This is a genomic window from Amycolatopsis sp. TRM77291, assembly GCF_054166285.1.
This window is the reverse complement of the sequence record NZ_JBSZHF010000001.1, coordinates 4783395-4800116: the sequence shown is the minus strand read 5'-3', so window position 1 is coordinate 4800116 and position 16722 is coordinate 4783395. Positions and strand designations below refer to the sequence as shown.

The 16722-nt window shown below is 69.8% G+C and carries 19 protein-coding genes; 9 read left to right on the top strand and 10 right to left on the bottom strand.

The features are described 5' to 3' along the window. Nucleotides 1-68: 68 nt before the first annotated feature. From ACXIZN_RS22210 to ACXIZN_RS22175, 8 genes are all read right to left on the bottom strand, one after another. Entirely contained in the window at nt 69-806 is a 738-nt protein-coding gene (locus ACXIZN_RS22210) for a sirohydrochlorin chelatase (protein WP_457956645.1), read from the bottom strand. Then, complete coding sequence (locus ACXIZN_RS22205; protein WP_126729544.1) at nt 803-2065, bottom strand: sulfate adenylyltransferase subunit 1; 1263 nt, start codon at nt 2063-2065, stop codon at nt 803-805. The genes ACXIZN_RS22210 and ACXIZN_RS22205 overlap by 4 nt, the downstream gene beginning before the upstream one ends. Continuing rightward, complete coding sequence (gene cysD, locus ACXIZN_RS22200; protein WP_034316337.1) at nt 2065-2985, bottom strand: sulfate adenylyltransferase subunit CysD; 921 nt, start codon at nt 2983-2985, stop codon at nt 2065-2067. Before cysD ends, ACXIZN_RS22205 begins: the two co-directional genes overlap by 1 nt. Before the next feature lie 11 nt (nt 2986-2996). Next, nucleotides 2997-3692, bottom strand: a complete 696-nt coding sequence (locus tag ACXIZN_RS22195) for a phosphoadenylyl-sulfate reductase (protein WP_219153622.1) — start codon at nt 3690-3692, stop codon at nt 2997-2999. Then, nucleotides 3689-3841: an Insertion element protein gene (locus ACXIZN_RS22190; RefSeq protein ID WP_457956644.1), complete on the bottom strand. Its 153-nt coding sequence runs from the start codon at nt 3839-3841 to the stop codon at nt 3689-3691. The genes ACXIZN_RS22195 and ACXIZN_RS22190 overlap by 4 nt, the downstream gene beginning before the upstream one ends. Continuing rightward, nucleotides 3838-5532, bottom strand: a complete 1695-nt coding sequence (locus ACXIZN_RS22185; protein WP_457956643.1) for a nitrite/sulfite reductase — start codon at nt 5530-5532, stop codon at nt 3838-3840. Before ACXIZN_RS22185 ends, ACXIZN_RS22190 begins: the two co-directional genes overlap by 4 nt. A gap of 36 nt (nt 5533-5568) precedes the next feature. Further along, entirely contained in the window at nt 5569-5655 is an 87-nt protein-coding gene (locus ACXIZN_RS22180; protein ID WP_360907593.1) for a putative leader peptide, read from the bottom strand. Between the two features lie 153 nt (nt 5656-5808). Further along, nucleotides 5809-6381 carry a TetR/AcrR family transcriptional regulator gene (locus tag ACXIZN_RS22175; protein WP_457956641.1) on the bottom strand — a complete coding sequence of 191 codons (573 nt, stop codon included), beginning with the start codon at nt 6379-6381 and terminating at the stop codon, nt 5809-5811. Between the two features lie 83 nt (nt 6382-6464). Between ACXIZN_RS22175 and ACXIZN_RS22170 the strand changes: the two genes are divergently transcribed. The 3 genes from ACXIZN_RS22170 (at nt 6465) to hemW (ending at nt 8599) form a co-directional block, all read left to right on the top strand. Then, a complete protein-coding gene (locus tag ACXIZN_RS22170) occupies nt 6465-6878 on the top strand; it encodes a VOC family protein (protein WP_457956639.1) in 414 nt (137 codons plus the stop codon). Between the two features lie 85 nt (nt 6879-6963). After that, nucleotides 6964-7320: a hypothetical protein gene (locus ACXIZN_RS22165; RefSeq protein ID WP_457956637.1), complete on the top strand. Its 357-nt coding sequence runs from the start codon at nt 6964-6966 to the stop codon at nt 7318-7320. 64 nt (nt 7321-7384) lie between these two features. Beyond that, the gene (gene hemW, locus ACXIZN_RS22160) at nt 7385-8599 is read left to right on the top strand and encodes a radical SAM family heme chaperone HemW (protein WP_457956636.1); all 1215 of its coding nucleotides are present in this window, start codon (nt 7385-7387) and stop codon (nt 8597-8599) included. Nucleotides 8600-8746: 147 nt separating this feature from the next. Here the strand turns inward: hemW and ACXIZN_RS22155 are convergent, their stop codons facing one another. Beyond that, a complete protein-coding gene (locus tag ACXIZN_RS22155) occupies nt 8747-9415 on the bottom strand; it encodes a TetR/AcrR family transcriptional regulator (RefSeq protein ID WP_457956634.1) in 669 nt (222 codons plus the stop codon). Between the two features lie 111 nt (nt 9416-9526). Here ACXIZN_RS22155 and ACXIZN_RS22150 point away from each other — a divergent pair, with 111 nt between their 5' ends. From ACXIZN_RS22150 to ACXIZN_RS22130, 5 genes are read left to right on the top strand one after another with little or no spacing between them, the layout of a single operon-like run. Further along, on the top strand, nt 9527-9940 hold the full coding sequence (locus ACXIZN_RS22150) for an SgcJ/EcaC family oxidoreductase (RefSeq protein ID WP_457956633.1): 414 nt from the start codon (nt 9527-9529) through the stop codon (nt 9938-9940). Further along, nucleotides 9937-10293, top strand: coding sequence for a hypothetical protein (locus ACXIZN_RS22145; protein WP_457956631.1), 357 nt, complete (start codon nt 9937-9939; stop codon nt 10291-10293). Before ACXIZN_RS22150 ends, ACXIZN_RS22145 begins: the two co-directional genes overlap by 4 nt. A gap of 29 nt (nt 10294-10322) precedes the next feature. Next, nucleotides 10323-11123 carry a siderophore-interacting protein gene (locus ACXIZN_RS22140; protein ID WP_457956629.1) on the top strand — a complete coding sequence of 267 codons (801 nt, stop codon included), beginning with the start codon at nt 10323-10325 and terminating at the stop codon, nt 11121-11123. A gap of 10 nt (nt 11124-11133) precedes the next feature. Continuing rightward, nucleotides 11134-12369 (top strand): serine hydrolase domain-containing protein, encoded by a 1236-nt coding sequence (locus ACXIZN_RS22135; RefSeq protein WP_457956628.1) that lies wholly within the window; start codon nt 11134-11136, stop codon nt 12367-12369. 9 nt (nt 12370-12378) lie between these two features. Then, a complete protein-coding gene (locus ACXIZN_RS22130) occupies nt 12379-13608 on the top strand; it encodes a styrene monooxygenase/indole monooxygenase family protein (protein WP_457956626.1) in 1230 nt (409 codons plus the stop codon). Here the strand turns inward: ACXIZN_RS22130 and ACXIZN_RS22125 are convergent. Next, nucleotides 13584-15047, bottom strand: a complete 1464-nt coding sequence (locus ACXIZN_RS22125; RefSeq protein ID WP_457956624.1) for an alpha/beta hydrolase — start codon at nt 15045-15047, stop codon at nt 13584-13586. The genes ACXIZN_RS22130 and ACXIZN_RS22125 overlap by 25 nt on opposite strands. A 174-nt stretch (nt 15048-15221) precedes the next feature. On the opposite strand from ACXIZN_RS22125, the gene ACXIZN_RS22120 reads away from it, so the two are divergent. Further along, nucleotides 15222-16712: an FAD-dependent monooxygenase gene (locus tag ACXIZN_RS22120; RefSeq protein ID WP_457956623.1), complete on the top strand. Its 1491-nt coding sequence runs from the start codon at nt 15222-15224 to the stop codon at nt 16710-16712. Nucleotides 16713-16722 lie beyond the last annotated feature (10 nt).

Sequence of the window (16722 nt, the reverse complement as noted above, 5' to 3'; positions counted from 1 at the left end):
TGAGACCCACCGAAGATCGGTATCAAGGGTCCGAACGGGACGAAACGTTCTACTGAGCCGATGAACGATCAGGCGGCGAGCCGGGCCGCGGCGACGTCGTAGCGGTCCAGGACGAGCCCGGCGATCCGCGGATCCGGCCCCAGCGGCCCGGCGACGATCACCGACGGGTCGGCTTCCCGGGCCAGGCGTGCGATCCGGTCCGGCAGGAGTCCCGGCGCGAGGAACCAGCCCGCGACCGCGAGCCGCTGCGCGCCGTTGAGCCGCAACCGCGCGATGGCGGCGGGCACGTCCGGCTGCGCGGCGCTGGCGAAGGCCGGGGTGGCGAGCAATCCGCGACGAAGGTGCCAGCGGGTTGTGATCCCGGCGACCGCGTCGTTCGCCGCGACGTTCGACGACCCGACGCCGGCCAGCAGGACGCCCAGCCCGGGATCGTCCAGGTCCGCTCCCGCCTCGGCGAGCCGGTCCAGCGCGACCGTCTCGATGAGCGGGTCGATGCCCAGCACCCCGGAAACCCGCACGTCGAGGCCCGGGCAGTCCGCGGTCGCCTCGGCGACGAGCGCGGGCAGGTCGACCCGGGCGTGGTAGGCCACGCCCAGTAGCAGGGGCACCACGACGACCTCGCGATGTCCCTCGGCGTACAAACCGCGCAGGGCGTCGGTGAGCAGCGGCTCCGAGAGATCCAAAAAGGACTCGCGGATGTCGACTTCCGGCGCCAGCCCACGGGAGACGTCGAGCAGGGCGCGGATGGTCGCGGCGGACCGCGGATCGCGGCTGCCGTGGGCGACGGCGAGGAGCGGTGGGGTCATGCGAACCTTTCGCCGACGAGTCCGGCCGCCAGTGTATCGCCGTCCTTCGGGTCGATGACCAGGAAAGCGCCCGTCCTCGGGCTGACGCCGTAGTCGTCGACGCCGATCTCCTCAGCCAGCCGGAGCGTGACCCGGCCGATGTCGTTGAGTTCCAATGTGCCCGGATCGTCCACACTGGACAACGTCTGCTCGTCGAACCGCGCGTGGAGTTCGCCGACGAGAGCCTGCACCGTCCGCGTCCCGTGCTTCACCAGCACCCGCGCGCCCGGTTTGAGCGCCTTGGCCGAGAGCCAGCACAGGGTCGCGGTGATCTCGTCGGTCACCGTCGGCTGCCGGTCCGCGGCGGCGATCAGGTCACCCCGCGAGATGTCGACGTCGTCGGTGAGCAACAGCGTCACCGAGGTGCCGGCGCCGGCTTCGGCGAGCGGCCCGTCGGCGGTGTCGATGGCCTCCACCCGGCTGCGGATTCCTTGCGGGAGCACGACGATCTCGTCGCCCGGCCGGACGGTGCCCGCCGCGATCTGCCCCGCGTACCCACGGTAGTCGGGGTGGTCGGCCGTGCGCGGCCGGATCACGTACTGCACCGGGAATCGGAACGCCGAATCGTGCGGATCCGGCGCCACGGGCACCGTTTCCAGGTGCTCCAGCAGCGTCGGGCCGGAATACCAGGGGGTCTTGTCCGACTTCTCCGCCACGTTGTCGCCCACCAGCGCCGAAACCGGCACCGCGAGCACGGAACCCCGCTCGTAGCCCAGTGACGCGGCGTGCTCGGCGAACTCCTCGGCGATCACGGTGAACGTCGCTTCGTCGTAGCCGACGAGGTCGATCTTGTTGACCGCGAGCACCAGGTTCGGGACGCCGAGCAGCGCGAGCACCGCGGCGTGACGACGGGTCTGCTCGATGACGCCCTTGCGCGCGTCGACCAGCAGCACGGCCAGCTGCGCGGTGGACGCCCCGGTCACCGTGTTCCGCGTGTACTGCACGTGGCCTGGTGTGTCCGCCAGCACGAAACTCCGCTTCGGAGTCGCGAAGTACCGGTACGCCACGTCGATCGTGATGCCCTGCTCGCGTTCCGAACGCAGGCCGTCCACGAGCAGGGAGAGGTCCGGAGTGGACAGTCCTTTGTCGACACTGGCGCGGGTGACCGCGTCCAGCTGGTCGGCGAGGACGGATTTGGTGTCGTACAGGAGCCGCCCGACCAGGGTCGACTTCCCGTCGTCCACACTGCCCGCGGTCGCGAGCCTGAGGAGGCTGGACATCAGAAGTACCCTTCCCGCTTGCGGTCTTCCATCGCCGCCTCCGACATCCGGTCGTCGGCGCGGGTGGCGCCGCGTTCGGTGAGCCGGGAGGCCGAGACCTCGGCGATGACCTCGTCCACCGTGGCGGCGGTCGATTCGATGGCGCCCGTGCACGAACCGTCGCCGACGGTCCGGTAGCGGACGGTCAGTTCCTTGACGACCTCGTCAGGCCTCGGGCCACCCCACGGGCCTTCGGCCAGCCACATGCCGTCGCGCTGGTAGACCTCGCGGCGGTGCGCGTAGTAGATCGACGGCAGCTCGACCTTCTCCCGCGCGATGTAGTTCCAGACGTCGGCCTCGGTCCAGTTGGACAGCGGGAAGACGCGGACCTGCTCGCCGGGGCGGTGCCTGCCGTTGTAGAGGTTCCACAGTTCGGGGCGCTGCCGCCGCGGCTCCCACTGGCCGAAAGCGTTGCGCAGACTGAAGATCCGTTCCTTGGCGCGGGCACGTTCCTCGTCGCGGCGGCCGCCGCCGAAGACCGCGTCGAACTTGTTCTCGGCGATCGTGTCGAGCAGCGGCGTGGTCTGCAGCGGGTTGCGCATGCCGTCGGCGCGCTCTTCGAGCCTGCCGTCGTCGATCCAGTCCTGGACCTTCGCCACCACCAGCCGCAGCCCGTGCTGTTCGACGACGCGGTCGCGGAAGTCGATGACCTCGTCGAAGTTGTGCCCGGTGTCCACGTGCAGCAACGGAAACGGCACCGGAGCGGGCCAGAACGCCTTGATCGCCAGGTGCAGCAGGAGCGTCGAGTCCTTGCCGCCGGAGAACAGGATCACCGGCCGGTCGAACTCGCCCGCCACCTCGCGGAAGATGTGGATGGCCTCTGATTCCAAGGCCGCCAGGTTGTCCTGTGCCGCGGCGGCGACTGGTTCGAGCGTGGTCATGTCGTCCCTTCTCACCCGTGCAAACCGCACTCGGTCTTGCCCTGCCCGGCCCACCGGCCGCTGCGCGGGTCCTGGCCCGGAGCGACCTTGGCCGTGCACGGCGCGCAGCCGATCGACAGATAACCGATGGACACCAACGGGTTCTCGAGGATCCCGTGCTCGTCGATGTAGTCCCTGAACTCGTCGTCGGACCACGGCGCGATCGGGTTGATCTTCACCAGCCCGTTGCGGTCATCCCAGGTGACGATGGGGGTGTTCGCGCGGGTCGGCGCGTCGACACGGCGGACGCCGGTCACCCACGCCGAGTACTTCGCGAGCGTGTTCCGCAGCGGCACGACCTTGCGCAGGTGGCAGCACTGGTTCGGGTCGCGTTCGTGCAGCTTCGGCCCGTACTCGGCGTCCTGCTCGGCGACGCTCTGTGCGGCCTCGGCGTTGACGATCCGCACGCCGGGGTACACCGCCTGCACGGCGTCACGGGTGCCGATGGTCTCCGGGAAGTGGTAGCCGGTCTGCAGGAACAGCACGTCGACGTCGGGTTTGACCTGGGTGGCCAGATCGATGAGGACGGCGTCCTGCATGTTCGACGCGACGATGAAATCGTCACCGAAGGTCTCCGCGGTCCAGCGCAGGGCTTCGGTCGCGGTCGCCTCCGCGAGCTCCTTCGAGGCCCGTTCGGCGAGGGTCTTGTAGTCGGCAGTGGCGGTCATCCTTGCGACACCTCCGGAACGGACAGTCCGAGGAACTTCACGGTGAAGACCCGGCGGCAGCCCGAGCACAGCCACGAGCCGCCCTCTTCCGGCCGGAGATCTTCATCGCCACAGAAAGGGCAGTAGTACGGGGTCGCGCGTTCGGTCATTGCAAGACGCCCTCGTCGGCCCGCAGGACCCACTGGGCGAACCGTTCACCGGGTTCGCGGCCGGCGATGTACGCCCGCACGACCCGTTCGACGTACGCGGTCAGTTCCGACGCGGTCACCTTGTGCCCGCGCAGTTTCCGGCCGAACCCGGCGTCCAGGCCGAGCCCGCCGCCGAGGTGCACCTGGAAGCCCTCGACCTGCTTGCCGTCCTCGTCGGTGACGATCTGGCCTTTCAGCCCGATGTCGGCGGTCTGGACGCGGGCGCACGAGTTGGGGCAGCCGTTGAGGTGCACGGTCACCGGGTTCTCGATCTCGGCCTGGATGTCGGCGAGACGTTTTTCCAGTTCGGTGACCAGCTCGATCGCGCGGGCCTTGGTCTCGACGATGGCGAGTTTGCAGAACTCCAGGCCGGTGCAGGCCATGATCCCGCGGCGCCACGGCGAAGGTTCGGTCTCCAAGCCGAGCTCGGACAGCTCGCTCTTCAGCCCGTTCACCTCGGCCTCGGGGACGTCGAGGACCACGAGCTTCTGGTGCGGGGTCAGGCGGACGCGGTTCGACCCGGCCCGCTCGGCGGCCTTGGCGACCGCCAGCAGGGTGGACCCGGAGACCCGGCCCGCGACCGGCGCGGCACCGACGTAGAACTTCCCGTCGACCTGCGGGTGCACGCCGACGTGGTCGATCTGGCCGGCGGGCACCTCGGGCGCGGGGCCGTCGGTCAGCTTGCGCTTGAGGTACTCGTCCTCCAGCACCTGGCGGAACTTCGCGGCGCCCCAGTCCTTGACCAGGAACTTGATCCGGGCGCGGGCGCGGAGCCGCCGGTAGCCGTAGTCGCGGAAGACGCTGATCACGCCTTCCCACACGTCGGGGACCTCGTCGAGGGAGACCCAGGCACCCAGCCGCTGCCCGATCATCGGGTTGGTGGACAGCCCGCCGCCGACCCAGACGTCGAAGCCGGGGCCGTGTTCGGGGTGGTTCACGCCGACGAAGGCGACGTCGTTGATCTCGTGCGCGACGTCCTGCTGCCCGGAGACCGCGGTCTTGAACTTGCGCGGCAGGTTCGAGTAGCGCGGGTCGCCGATGTAGCGGCGTTTGATCTCGTCGATCGCGGGGGTGCCGTCGATGATCTCGTCGGCGGCGATACCCGCGACGGGGGAGCCGAGGATGACGCGCGGGCTGTCGCCGCACGCTTCCAGCGTGGTCATCCCGGCCTTTTCGAGCTTGTCCCAGATCGTCGGGACGTCCTCGATCTGGATCCAGTGGTACTGGATGTTCTGGCGGTCGGTGATGTCGGCGGTGTCGCGCGCGTGGGTCTGCGAGATCTCGGCGAGCACGGCCAGCTGGCCGGTGGTCAGCGCGCCGCCGTCGATCCGCACCCGCAGCATGAAGTAGCGGTCGTCGAGCTCTTCGGGTTCCAGCGTCGCGGTGCGGCCGCCGTCGATCCCCGGCTTGCGCTGGGTGTAGAGACCGAACCAGCGGAACCGGCCGCGGAGGTCGCCCGGGTCGATCGAGTCGAAGCCGCCGCGGGCGTAGATGTTCTCGATCCGCGCACGGACGTTGAGCGGGTTGTCGTCCTTTTTGGACCGCTCGTTGGGGTTCAGGGGTTCGCGATACCCCAGCGCCCACTGTCCCTCGCCCCGTTTCTGTTTCACCCGGGGCGTGCGGGCAGGGGTCTCGCGCGTGGGCGACGACATGGGAGTCCTCCGGCAGATCGTGGTGGTGGCGGGGAGTCAGCGGTTCGTCGCACAGAGCGCGCTCGCCACACGACGGAGGTCCACGTGGCGGCGTGCCACGAGGGTGATTCCGGCGCGGGTCATTGATTCAGCGTGCCACGCGCCCACTATGTGGTCCAGGCCGGTCCGAATGCTGGGAACACCGTCCGGATTCGACTGTTTTTGCTGGTCAAACGCCTGACTGGAAGGTCAAGTCCGGGTTCGACGCCGGGCATTGTGACGCAGAACGCGCGCTCCTCACGACGGCAGGACGCGGTCCACGATGATCCGGATGACCTCCTCGTCGGTGACGTCCGCGAGCACCTCCGGCAGGGTGAGCCGTTCGACGGTGAGCCCGGTCAGCGCGAGGTACATCAGCAGTACTTCGGCGCGCCCGCCCGGCATCCCCGCCGCGATGTGCCAGTCGACGCTCATGTCGATGCCCTCACGGATGGTCTTGGACAGCGCGGCCGAGAGATCCGGGCGGCGGGTGGCTTCGAGCCGTAGTTCGAGCAGGGCGAGGTAGGGCTCGCGGTGGGCGGTCAGGCGGCCCATGAGCTCGCCGAGCAGGACGCCGACCCGGTCGTGGGACGGCGATTCCGCCTGCGGGTTCGCCATCACCTCGGCCGGGGCCGACAGTCGTTCCTGCACGCGGACGCCCACCTCGCCGAGCAGCTGGTCCCGGTTGCGGAAGTAGTTCGACGTCGTTCCCGGCGGGACGTCCGCTTCGACGTCCACGGCGCGGTAGGTGAGGCCGCGAGCGCCCTCGCGGGCGAGGACGGTGATCGCGGCGTCGGTGAGCGCGGTCCGGCGCTCCGGGTTCTGTCGCATCGGAACATTCTCCTTGCCTCAGTCAAACCACTATGTCTATAGTACTACGCATCAAGTGGTTAAGAACCGGGAGGAAACACCAGATGCAACTCAGCGGTTTCGGTGCCTGTGTGCTCGTCGACGACATCGCCGAGACCACCGCCTGGTGGAAGCGGCATATGCAGCTGTCGGTGACGATCGAGCTCGACTGGTTCTCCAGCCTCAACGTCGGCGTCCCCGGCTATGAGATGAGCTTCGCCAAGCGTGGGCACAAGGCCACGCCGGAGCCGTGGCGGGCGCAGGAAGCGGCCGGCTCCATGGTCGGCTTCATGGTCGACGACGCGGCGGCCGAGTACGAGCGGCTGCGCGAGGAGGGGGTCAAGATCGTCACCGAACTCGTGGACGAGGAGTTCGGCCAGCGGCACTTCTACATCGAGGACCTGAACGGCTTCCTGATCGACATCATCGAGGTGATCCCGCCGTCGCCGGAATGGCTGGCCGCGAACGGGTTGGCCTAGTACCGCTTCGGGTGAGTGAGGCCGCGCGGGGCCGCCGACGCCGCTAGCTTCGATCTCCGATCCACAGAGGACGGAGGAGTTGCGCATGCGCCGAGGGGTGGTCGCCGCGATGGTGCTGACGTCCCTGCTGATCCCGGGTACCGCTTCCGGGGCACAGCAGGGGTGCAGGCTGATCTCGCCCGACGAGGGGGCTGTTCTGCACAAGGGCGACTCGTACCGGTTCGAGGCGGTCGGCTGCTCGCCGGGCGTCCGGGGGCATGTGGCCCATACGGTGCTGGTCGAGGTCGCCATGAGCCGCGACGCCGTCACGGATCGCTACGGCGACTGGTCGGTCGACCACGTGGTCAACGACTACTCGCTGAGCATGGAGACCCTCGTCTGGGTGCGGTTCGAGGACGGCACCCGCTCCACGTCGGTCAAGGTACGCATCGCCGACCGATGACGCGTTCCGTGAAGGCCTCTTTCCCCGGGGAAGGAGGCCTTCACGGCGTGGGGGACACTGGGGTGTGCCCGCGTTGCTGCCCGAAACCGCCACGCCCGTCGAGTCCGCCCTCCCCGAGAGCGCGCTGGAAGGGCTCGGCACGCGACCGTTCGGTGTCTACGTGCACGTCCCCTTCTGTGCGACCCGCTGCGGCTACTGCGACTTCAACACCTACACCGCCGGCGAACTGGACAGCGGTTCGTCGCCGCAGTCCTGGCTCGAAGGCCTCAAGCGCGAGTTCGACCTCGCCGCGCGCGTGCTGGGGAAGCCGCCCGCGGTCGACACCGTTTTCGTCGGCGGCGGCACCCCGTCCCTGCTCGGTGCCGACGGGCTCCGAAGCGTTCTCGACGCCGTTCGTGACACCTTCGGTCTCGCGCCGGACGCCGAGGTGACGACCGAGTCCAACCCGGAGTCCACCTCGCCCGAGTTCTTCGCGGGCATCCGCGACGCCGGGTACAACCGGATCTCGCTCGGGATGCAGTCGGCCGCGCGGCACGTGCTGAAGATCCTCGACCGTGTGCACACCGTGGGGCGTCCGGTCGCGGCCGCCGAAGAAGCCCGCGCCGCGGGGTTCGAACACGTCAACCTCGACGTCATCTACGGCACGCCCGGGGAACGGACCGAAGACCTCCAGGCTTCGCTGGACGCGGTGCTCGCCGCGGGGGTCGACCACGTCTCGGCGTACGCGCTGATCGTCGAAGAAGGCACCGCGCTCGCCCGCCGCATCCGCCGCGGCGAACTGCCCGCGCCGGACGACGACGTGCTGGCCGCCGACTACGAGATGATCGACCGCGTCCTCGCCGCGGCGGGGCTGCGCTGGTACGAGGTGTCCAACTGGGCGACCTCGGAGGAAGCCCGCTGCCGGCACAACATCGGCTACTGGCGCGGCGGCGACTGGTGGGGCGCCGGTCCCGGCGCGCACAGCCACGTCGGCGGCGTCCGGTGGTGGAACGTCAAGCATCCGGCCCGCTACGCCGCGTCCCTCGCCGCCGGGGAGTCACCCGCCGCGGGGCGTGAGCTGCTGACCGACGAGGACCGGCATCTGGAACGCGTGATGCTGGAACTCCGGCTGTCCGAAGGGCTTCCGCTCGACGCCCTCGACGACGACGGCCGGGCCGAAGCCCGCGCCGCCGCCGCCGAAGGACTGCTGGATCAGTCCGCTTTGGACGGTCAGGGCCGTGCGGTGCTGACCGACCGGGGGCGGTTGCTGGCCGACGGTCTGGTGCGCCGGCTCACCTGAGCTGAAGGCGCGACATCGACCTGGTGTCCTGAAGGGCACCTTTGGGACGTTCAACGTCTCGAAGGTGCCCTTCGAGACGCCACGCCAGGTCGCGCGAAACGGCCATCCGCGCACCGGAAGTACCGACCGGAGACTCACCTGGAGTGCTTAAGAGGAAGCCAAGCCGCGCAAGAAGAGATCGATGGCGAACTCGAAGCGTTCCTGCGCGGTCTCCGCGGTGAAGTACTCACCCGAGGCCAGCAGGTTCGGGAAGGCGTTGGGCGGGAACGACGTCATGTACTCGACCATCCGCTTGCCGCGTTCCTCCTGTTCGGCCAGGTCGATGTCGCCGTGCTGCCAGCCCGCGCCTTCGTACGCGAAAGCCTTGGCGTAGAGCCATAAAGCGTCCGCGGCGAACAAGGCTCGCCTGAGGTCGAGGCCGCCCGCGCGCAGCACCGCGAGCATCGCTTCGGCCTGCTGCAAGGCGTTCGCCCCGACCGGCACGGGGATGGCCCACGCGATCTTGGCGATCCCCGGGACCGACGTCAGCGCGCGCACGTTGTCGCGCAGCAGCTCCTTCGCCTGCTCGACCCAGCGTTCCGGATCGGGCTCCGGGAACGGGCCGAAGGCGAGCACATGGTCGACCATCAGCTCGTGGAGCTCTTCCTTGTTCGCCACGTGGGCGTAGAGCGACGCCGGGCCGGTCTCCAGCGCCTGGGCCACGCGCCGCATGCTCACCGCCTCCAGCCCCTCGGCGGCGAGGAGGTCCAGTGCCGTCTTCACCACGAGTTCCTGGGACAGCACGGGTTTCTCGGCGCGACGCCGGGGCCTGCTCACTTCGTTCGCCTCCTGGTCCTGGGTTCGCCGGGCACTCTACTTGACGCGAACACCGTTCGCCTGTAGAACGGTGTTCGTCAAACGAACAGTGTTCGTCCAAGCGGAGGAATCATGACCGATCGACAGACCGAAGTCCTCGCCGTGCTGGGCGAACTCGCCGACGCGTGGAACGACGGCGACGCGGCCGCCTACGCGTCGCTCTTCACCGAAGACGCCGACTACGTGACCTTCTTCGGGATGAACATGCCCGGGCGGGCGATGATCGAAAGCGCGCACCGGTCGCTGTTCGAGGGGCCGCTCAAGGGGTCGAAGCTGGAGGCGGGCGGCGGTGAGCCCAAGGTGCGGTTCGTCCGGCCGGACGTCGCGATCGTCGTGTCCGGCGGCGGGTCGTCGCTGTCGGACGGCGAGCCGGAGCCTGGCCGCGAGTCGACGCTGACGTACGTCCTCGTGGAGGAGCCCGGCGGCTGGCGCGTCGCGTCGTTCCAGAACACCCGGGTGAGCGATCCGGCCGCGAGGGCATCGTGAAGCTTCTGGTCGAGGTGGCCGGTGTGGTCCGCGCGCCGGTCGCCGAGGTCTTCACCCGGCTCGCGGAGACGCTGCGGGCGCAGCCGTACAACCCCGGCTTCGAGATGGACGCCGAGCGTCGTTTCCTCGCCCAGCAGGGTGGCTGGTGGTATCGCGGCGAGTACACCGTCGAGGAGGATCCGGCCGGTGCCCGGGTGACCCACCGGGTGTACAACGTCGCCACCTGGAGCCGATGGGCGGTTCCACTGGCGAACCGGTTCTTCGTCGGCTTCGCCGGCCGGGTCGGGGAGGGTTTCGATCGGATGCTGGGAGACCTGGCCCGGCCCGGCGGCGAGAGGCGTACGCTCGGTTAGGTTCACCTAACCCAGGAAAGGAAGTGTGCATGGCCGAGGCGCGGAGAGCGGTGTCGGCGACCCGGCTGCGGGTGCTGCGCACCGAGCGGATCACCCCGCATATGGTCCGGATCGTCGCCGGGGGCGAAGGGATCGCCTCGTTCCGGCCCAACGAATTCACCGACGCCTACGTCAAGGTGCACTTCCGGGTGCCGGGCGTCACCTACCCCGAACCGTTCGACCTGGCCCGCGTCCGCGAAGAGCTGCCGCGCGAGCAGTGGCCGCGGATGCGCTCGTACACCGTCCGGGCCTTCGACGCGAACCTCGGCGAGCTGGTGCTCGACTTCGTCCACCACGGTGACGAGGGCGTCGCCGGGCCGTGGGCCGCCGCCGCGAAACCCGGCGACGAGCTGCTTATTTCCGGTCCTGGCGGGGCGTACGCGCCGGGCGAGGAGGCCGACTGGCATCTGCTCGCCGGTGACGAGAGCGCCCTGCCCGCGATCGCCGCGTCACTGGAAGCGATGCCGGCGGGTGTTCCCGTGCACGCGTTCATCCTGGTGGAGGACGCCGCCGAAGAGCAGACGCTGACCACCAAGGGCGACGCGCGGATCACCTGGCTGCACCGGAGCCGGGGCGACGACCTCGCGGCCGCCGTCCGCGCGCTCGACTGGCGCGAAGGTGTCGTGCAGGCGTTCGTCCACGGCGAGGCCGGGTTCGTCCGTGACCTCCGTCGTCATCTGCTGGACGACCGGGGTATGCGGCGCGACCTGCTGTCGATCTCCGGATACTGGCGGATCGGGAAGACCGACGAGGCGTGGCGACTGGAGAAACAGGCCGAGCGGAACGCGTAGCCTCGGTCGCATGATCGAGCTGAAGGTGGACGTCGACCCGGCCGAGGTGGGTTTCGACGCGGAGCGGCTGCGCCGGATCGACAAGCACTTCGACGGGTATCTGGAGCGAAAGCGGCTCCCCGGGTATCTGGCCGTGGTGACCAGGAACGGGAAGGTCGCGCACCTCGCGTCGAACGGGCTGCGCGACATCGAGGCCGGGCTGCCGGTCGAGACCGACACGATCTGGCGCGTCTACTCGATGACCAAGCCGGTCACCTCGGTCGCCGCGATGATGCTCGTCGAAGACGGCCTCATCGACCTCAAGGACCCGATCTCCCGCTGGCTGCCGGAGTTCGCGGAACCGCGGGTCTTCGCCGGTGGCTCGTCGGTGAAGCAGGCGACCGTGCCCGCCACCGAACCGATCCGCCTCTGGCATCTGCTCACCCACACCGCGGGGCTCACCTACGGTTTCCACCGCACGCATCCGGTCGACGCCGCCTACCGCGAGGCGGGGTTCGACTTCGGCACCGCGCCGGGGCTCGATCTGGCGGGCGTGTCCGAGGCCATCGCGCGGCTGCCGTTGCTGTTCGAGCCGGGTTCGGAATGGAACTATTCGGTCGCGACGGACATCCTCGGCAGGCTGATCGAGGTCGTCTCCGGCCAGTCGCTCGACGCCTTCTTCGCCGAGCGGATCTTCGCCCCGCTCGGCATGCACGAGACGGGGTTCCAGGTCGCCGACGGCGATCTCGACCGGCTGGCCGCGCTCTACGTGCCGCATCCCGCCACCAAGGAGCCGTTCCGGCACGACGAGCTGGGCGCCGTCGGCCGCGTGAAGCCCGCGTGCTTCTCGGGTGGCGGAGGGCTGGTCTCCACGGCTGGCGACTTCCACCGTTTCGCGCAGATGCTGGTGCGCGGCGGCGAACTCGACGGCGTGCGGCTGCTCGGCCCGCGCACGGTGCGGCTCATGGCGACCAACCACCTGCCCGGCGGCGTGGACCTGGAGACCTGCGGGCGGACCGGGTTCTCCGAGGCGCCCTACGACGGTTTCGGCTTCGGGCTGGGCTTTTCCGTGCTCGACGACCCGGTGAAGGCGAAGACCTTGGCCAGCGCCGGGGAATTCGCCTGGGGCGGCGCGGCGAGCACCGCGTTCTGGGTCGACCCGGACGAGGACGTCACGGTCCTGTTCTTCACCCAGTTGCTGCCCTCTTCCACCTACCCGATCCGCGTCGAATTGAGGAACCTGGTGTACCAAGCCTTGGTCGACTGAGGGGGAGCCATGCGCCGGATCGTGGTGGTCGGGGCCGGTCAAGCAGGCCTGGTCCTGGCCTTGGGCCTGCAGCGGCACGGATACGCCGTCACCGTGGTCACCGACCGCGACGCCGAAACGATCAGGCACGGCAGGCTCATCTCGAACCAGTGCGTGTTCCATCCCGCGCTGACCAGGGAACGCGCGCTGGGCATCAACTTCTGGGACGGACAGGCCCCGGAGATCCTCGGCGCGTCTTTCGGGCTCGCCGGGGACTCCCTGGAGCCCGCCGTCTCATGGCAGGCCCGGTTCGACCAGCCCGCGCAGTCGGTCGATCAGCGGGTCAAGGTGTCCGCCTGGCTGACCGCCTTCGCCGACCGGGGCGGCGAGGTGCGGATCGGCAAGGTGACCCCGGAGGGGCTGGAGGAGTACGCCCGCGAGTTCGAACTCGTGCTCGTCGCGGCCGGGCGCGGCCCGCAGTTCGACGTCCTCTTCCCGCGTGACGACGCGCGTTCCCCGCATCGTGAGCCGCAGCGCACCATCGGGATCCTGTACCTCGTCTCCGGCCGGGAAGAACCGCTTCCGGTTTATCCGGGCCTGACGTTCGGGCTCTCCCAGGCCGGTGAGCTGTTCGGGCTGCCGATCCAGTCCGTGCGCGGTCCCGTCTTCGGTCTCGGGTTATTCGGCGTACCCGGCGGCCCGATGGACGTGTGGGACGGCGTCACCGGCGTCGACGAGCACTTCGAGCTCGCGATGGCGTTGCTGCGCAAGCAGTTCCCGTGGGTCGAGGAGTCACTCGCCGGCGCCCTCCCCAGTGGCCCGCTGGACGTCCTGCGCGGCCGGGTCCTGCCGATCGTGCGCGACCCGGTCGGGACGCTGCCGTCGGGGGCGAAGGTCCTCGCGATGGGCGACGCCGCGGTGACGAACGACCCGATCGCCGGACAGGGCGCGAACATGGCGGCGCACGCGGCCGCGGTCTACGAACGGCGCGTCCTCGACCACGGCGACCGTCCGTTCGACGAAGCGTTCCTGCGCGGCACCTTCGCCGAATACTGGGAAAAGGCGCAGCACGCGACCCGGCTGAGCAACGATCTGCTCGGACCGCCGCCGGATCACGTGCTGGCCACCCTGGAAGCCGCGCAGACGGTGCCCGAGGTGGCGCGCCGGTTCGCGAACATCTTCGCCGATCCCGCGGATTACGCCGGTTGGCTCACCGACGCGGACACCGCACGGGCCTACCTGGCGTCGAACGGCGCGTGATCCGGGGCGCACACGGTGCCGCGCGCCGGAAGGCGTCCGTGGGACAGATAGGCGTCGACAGCCGCGTCCACACAGGCGCTGCGGTTCAACGCGCCGTGCCCCCAGGCGTCCAGCGTCAGCAGCCGCGCGTTGCCGAGGATGCGTTCGGCCCGCTTCGCCCCGGCGTACGGGGTTTCCGGGTCGCCCTTGCCGTTGGCCAGCAACAGGATCGGCGCGGTCGGCCGGTTCCACGGCCCCGTGTACCGCGCCGGATCGGAGGCGGGCCAGAAGGCGCACGGCAAGGAGAGATACGCGTCGTAGGAACCGAAACCGCGGCCTTCCCGGTCGGCCGCGCGGGCGGCGCGGGGCCAGGCGGCCGGGTCACGCGGGTTCGTGGTGTCGGCACAGATCGTCCCGCCGCCACCCATCGCGGAATCGAACGGTGTCGCGATGGTCTTCGCCGCGACGGGTTTCGTCACGGACTGAAGGAATTCCGCCAGCGCGGGCGAGTGGGCCTCGTCGGTCAGCGCATGGTGGGTGCGCCGGATGACCTCCTGATAGGTGACCGGCCCCGGCGTGGCTTGCAGCCGGTCGAGGAGCGCGTCGTACTTGGCCCGTAGGTCCTTCCCCGGCTCGCGGAACGCGCACCGGGTGTCGGCCGCGCACGCGTCGAGGAACGCTTGCAGCGCGCGGTCCGCGTCCCGGAAGCCGCCGAGCCTGATGCTGAACGGGATGTTCGCGTCCTCCGGACGGTGCCCGGTGGACCAGGCGATCGGATCGTTGGCCGCGTCCAGCGCCAAGGCGCCGACGCGATGCGGGAAGAGGTTGGCGTACACCTCGCCGACATAGGTGCCGTAGGAAAGCCCGTAATAGCGCAGGCGGCGCTCACCGACGGCTTCACGCATCCTGTCGAGGTCCCTGGCGACGTTCGCGGTGGACAGATGGCCGAGCAGCGGCCCGGCGTTGCGGCCGCAGGACGCGGTGACCTCGCGGGCGTCGGCGAAATGCCGGGTCTCCTGCTCCTCGGTGATCGGGAAGTTGCCCAGGATCCGTTTGAGCGGCTCGGTTTCCGCGTCGCTGGTGAAGCAGCGGACCGGTGTGCTGGCGCCGACGCCGCGGGGGTCGAAGCCGACGATGTCGAACTGCCGGTGCAGGGACGGAGTCCGGAACCTGCTGAAGCGGCCGTGGTTCCCGGGGCCGCCGGGGTTGGTGAAAAGGGTGCCGCGTTTGTGCTTCTGGTCCGTCGCGGGGAGACGGCCGAGCGCGAGGGTGATCCTGGGACCGCCCGGGTCCTGATAGGACAACGGGACCTCGATCTCGGCGCAGTCGTACCCCGGTGGCGATCCGGACGGGCAGGGACCCCAGGCGAGACCCTTCGGCGCGGCCGAAACGGCGGGCGCGATCGTGAGGGCGGCGAGTGCGGTGAGAGTGAACACAGTGGCGATGCGGATTCTGGTCACCCGGCCAGCGTCCCGCCTCGCGGGCGCGCGATCCCTGGTGCTCGTACCCGGAAAAATGGTGGGGTACGCCCCTCCATGTTCAACATATAGCGCACCAGGGGGCTTGCGGCAAGACCCCGGTGGTGCCGCAGAATCCTCGGCCGTAGCTGGAACAGGCCGAACAGGAGTGAAGATTTGACGGACGTCGACGTGATCATCGTGGGTGCCGGCCCGACCGGTCTGATGCTGGCCGCCGAACTGCGGCTGGCCGGTGCGCGCCCGCTGATCCTGGAACGGCGGCCGGAACAGGGGAAGACTCCCAAGGCCCATGGCCTCAGCGGGCAGATCCTGGACCTGCTGCATTATCGCGGCCTGCTGGAGAAGGTGCGGGGGCTCGTCACCGACCCCGTGCCGCCGCATCGTTTCCCGTTCGGTGGGGTGCACGTGGACCTCACCCGGTTCGAGGAGCCGCCGCTGAAGGCGCTTTCGGTCCGTCAGCAGTCGCTGGAGCGGTTGCTGGAGGAGCACGCCATCGCGCTCGGCGCGGAAGTGCGTCGCGGGCACGAGGTCACCGGGCTGCGCCAGGACGACGACTCGGTGACCGCCGAGGTGCGCGGTCCGGATGGGGCGTACGAGGTCACCGCCCCGTACCTGGTGGGTTGCGACGGCGGACGCAGCCCCGTCCGGTCGATGGCCGGGATCGGTTTCCCCGGCACGACCTATCCCGAGGTCAACCGGATCGGGCAGGTCAAGATCCCCGACGGGCTGACCGTCCACGACAACGGCGACATCGAGACGCCGGAACTCGGCCTGATCAAGGCGGGCTTCACCCGCACCGACGCGGGTGTGTTCGCGCTCGGGTCGCTGACGCCGGGGATCCTGTTCATCCAGACCACGGAGGACGATCCCGGCGAGGTCGACGACGACGTGCCGATGACGCTGACCGAACTCGGGGACAGCATCCGCCGCGTGCTCGGCGGCGACATCCCGCTGGGCGACCCGGTCCGGCTCTCGCGCTACCAGTTCTCCGCCCGCCAGGCGGAGAACTACCGCGAAGGCCGGATCCTGCTGGCGGGCGACGCGGCCCACCTGCTGCCGTCCACCGGAACGGCGATCAACGTCGGAATGTCGGACTCGGTCAACCTGGCGTGGAAACTGGCCGCCGAGATCCAGGGACGGGCGCCGGAAGGGCTGCTGGACACCTATCACGCGGAACGGCACGCCGCCGGTGCGCGTGCGCTCCTGCAGTCCCGGGCGCAGGTCGCGTTGCGGCGCGGGCACGACGAAGCCGCCGAAGCGCTCCGCGCGGTCTTCCAGGAACTGCTGGATGACGAGCAGGCCGCGCGGCGGCTGGCCTCGCACGTCGCCGGAACCGACACGCGCTACCCGATGCCGGGCTCCGGGCACGCACTCGCCGGCATGTTCGTCCCGGATCTCGTGCTGGAGACCGACGAGGGCGCGACCAGCGTCGCCGAGCTGCTGCGTCCGGCGCGGCCGGTCCTGCTCGACCTCGCCGGGCGACCGGAACTCCGCGAACTCGCACAGGGACGCGTGGACGTCCACATCGCGAAGGCCGAGGACCGGCCCGCCGACGTCCTCCTGATCCGCCCGGACGGCTACGTCGCCTGGGCGGGCGACGACGCCGACGGCCTGCGGGAGTCCCTCGCCGCCTGGTTCGGCGCCTGACCCCACGCAT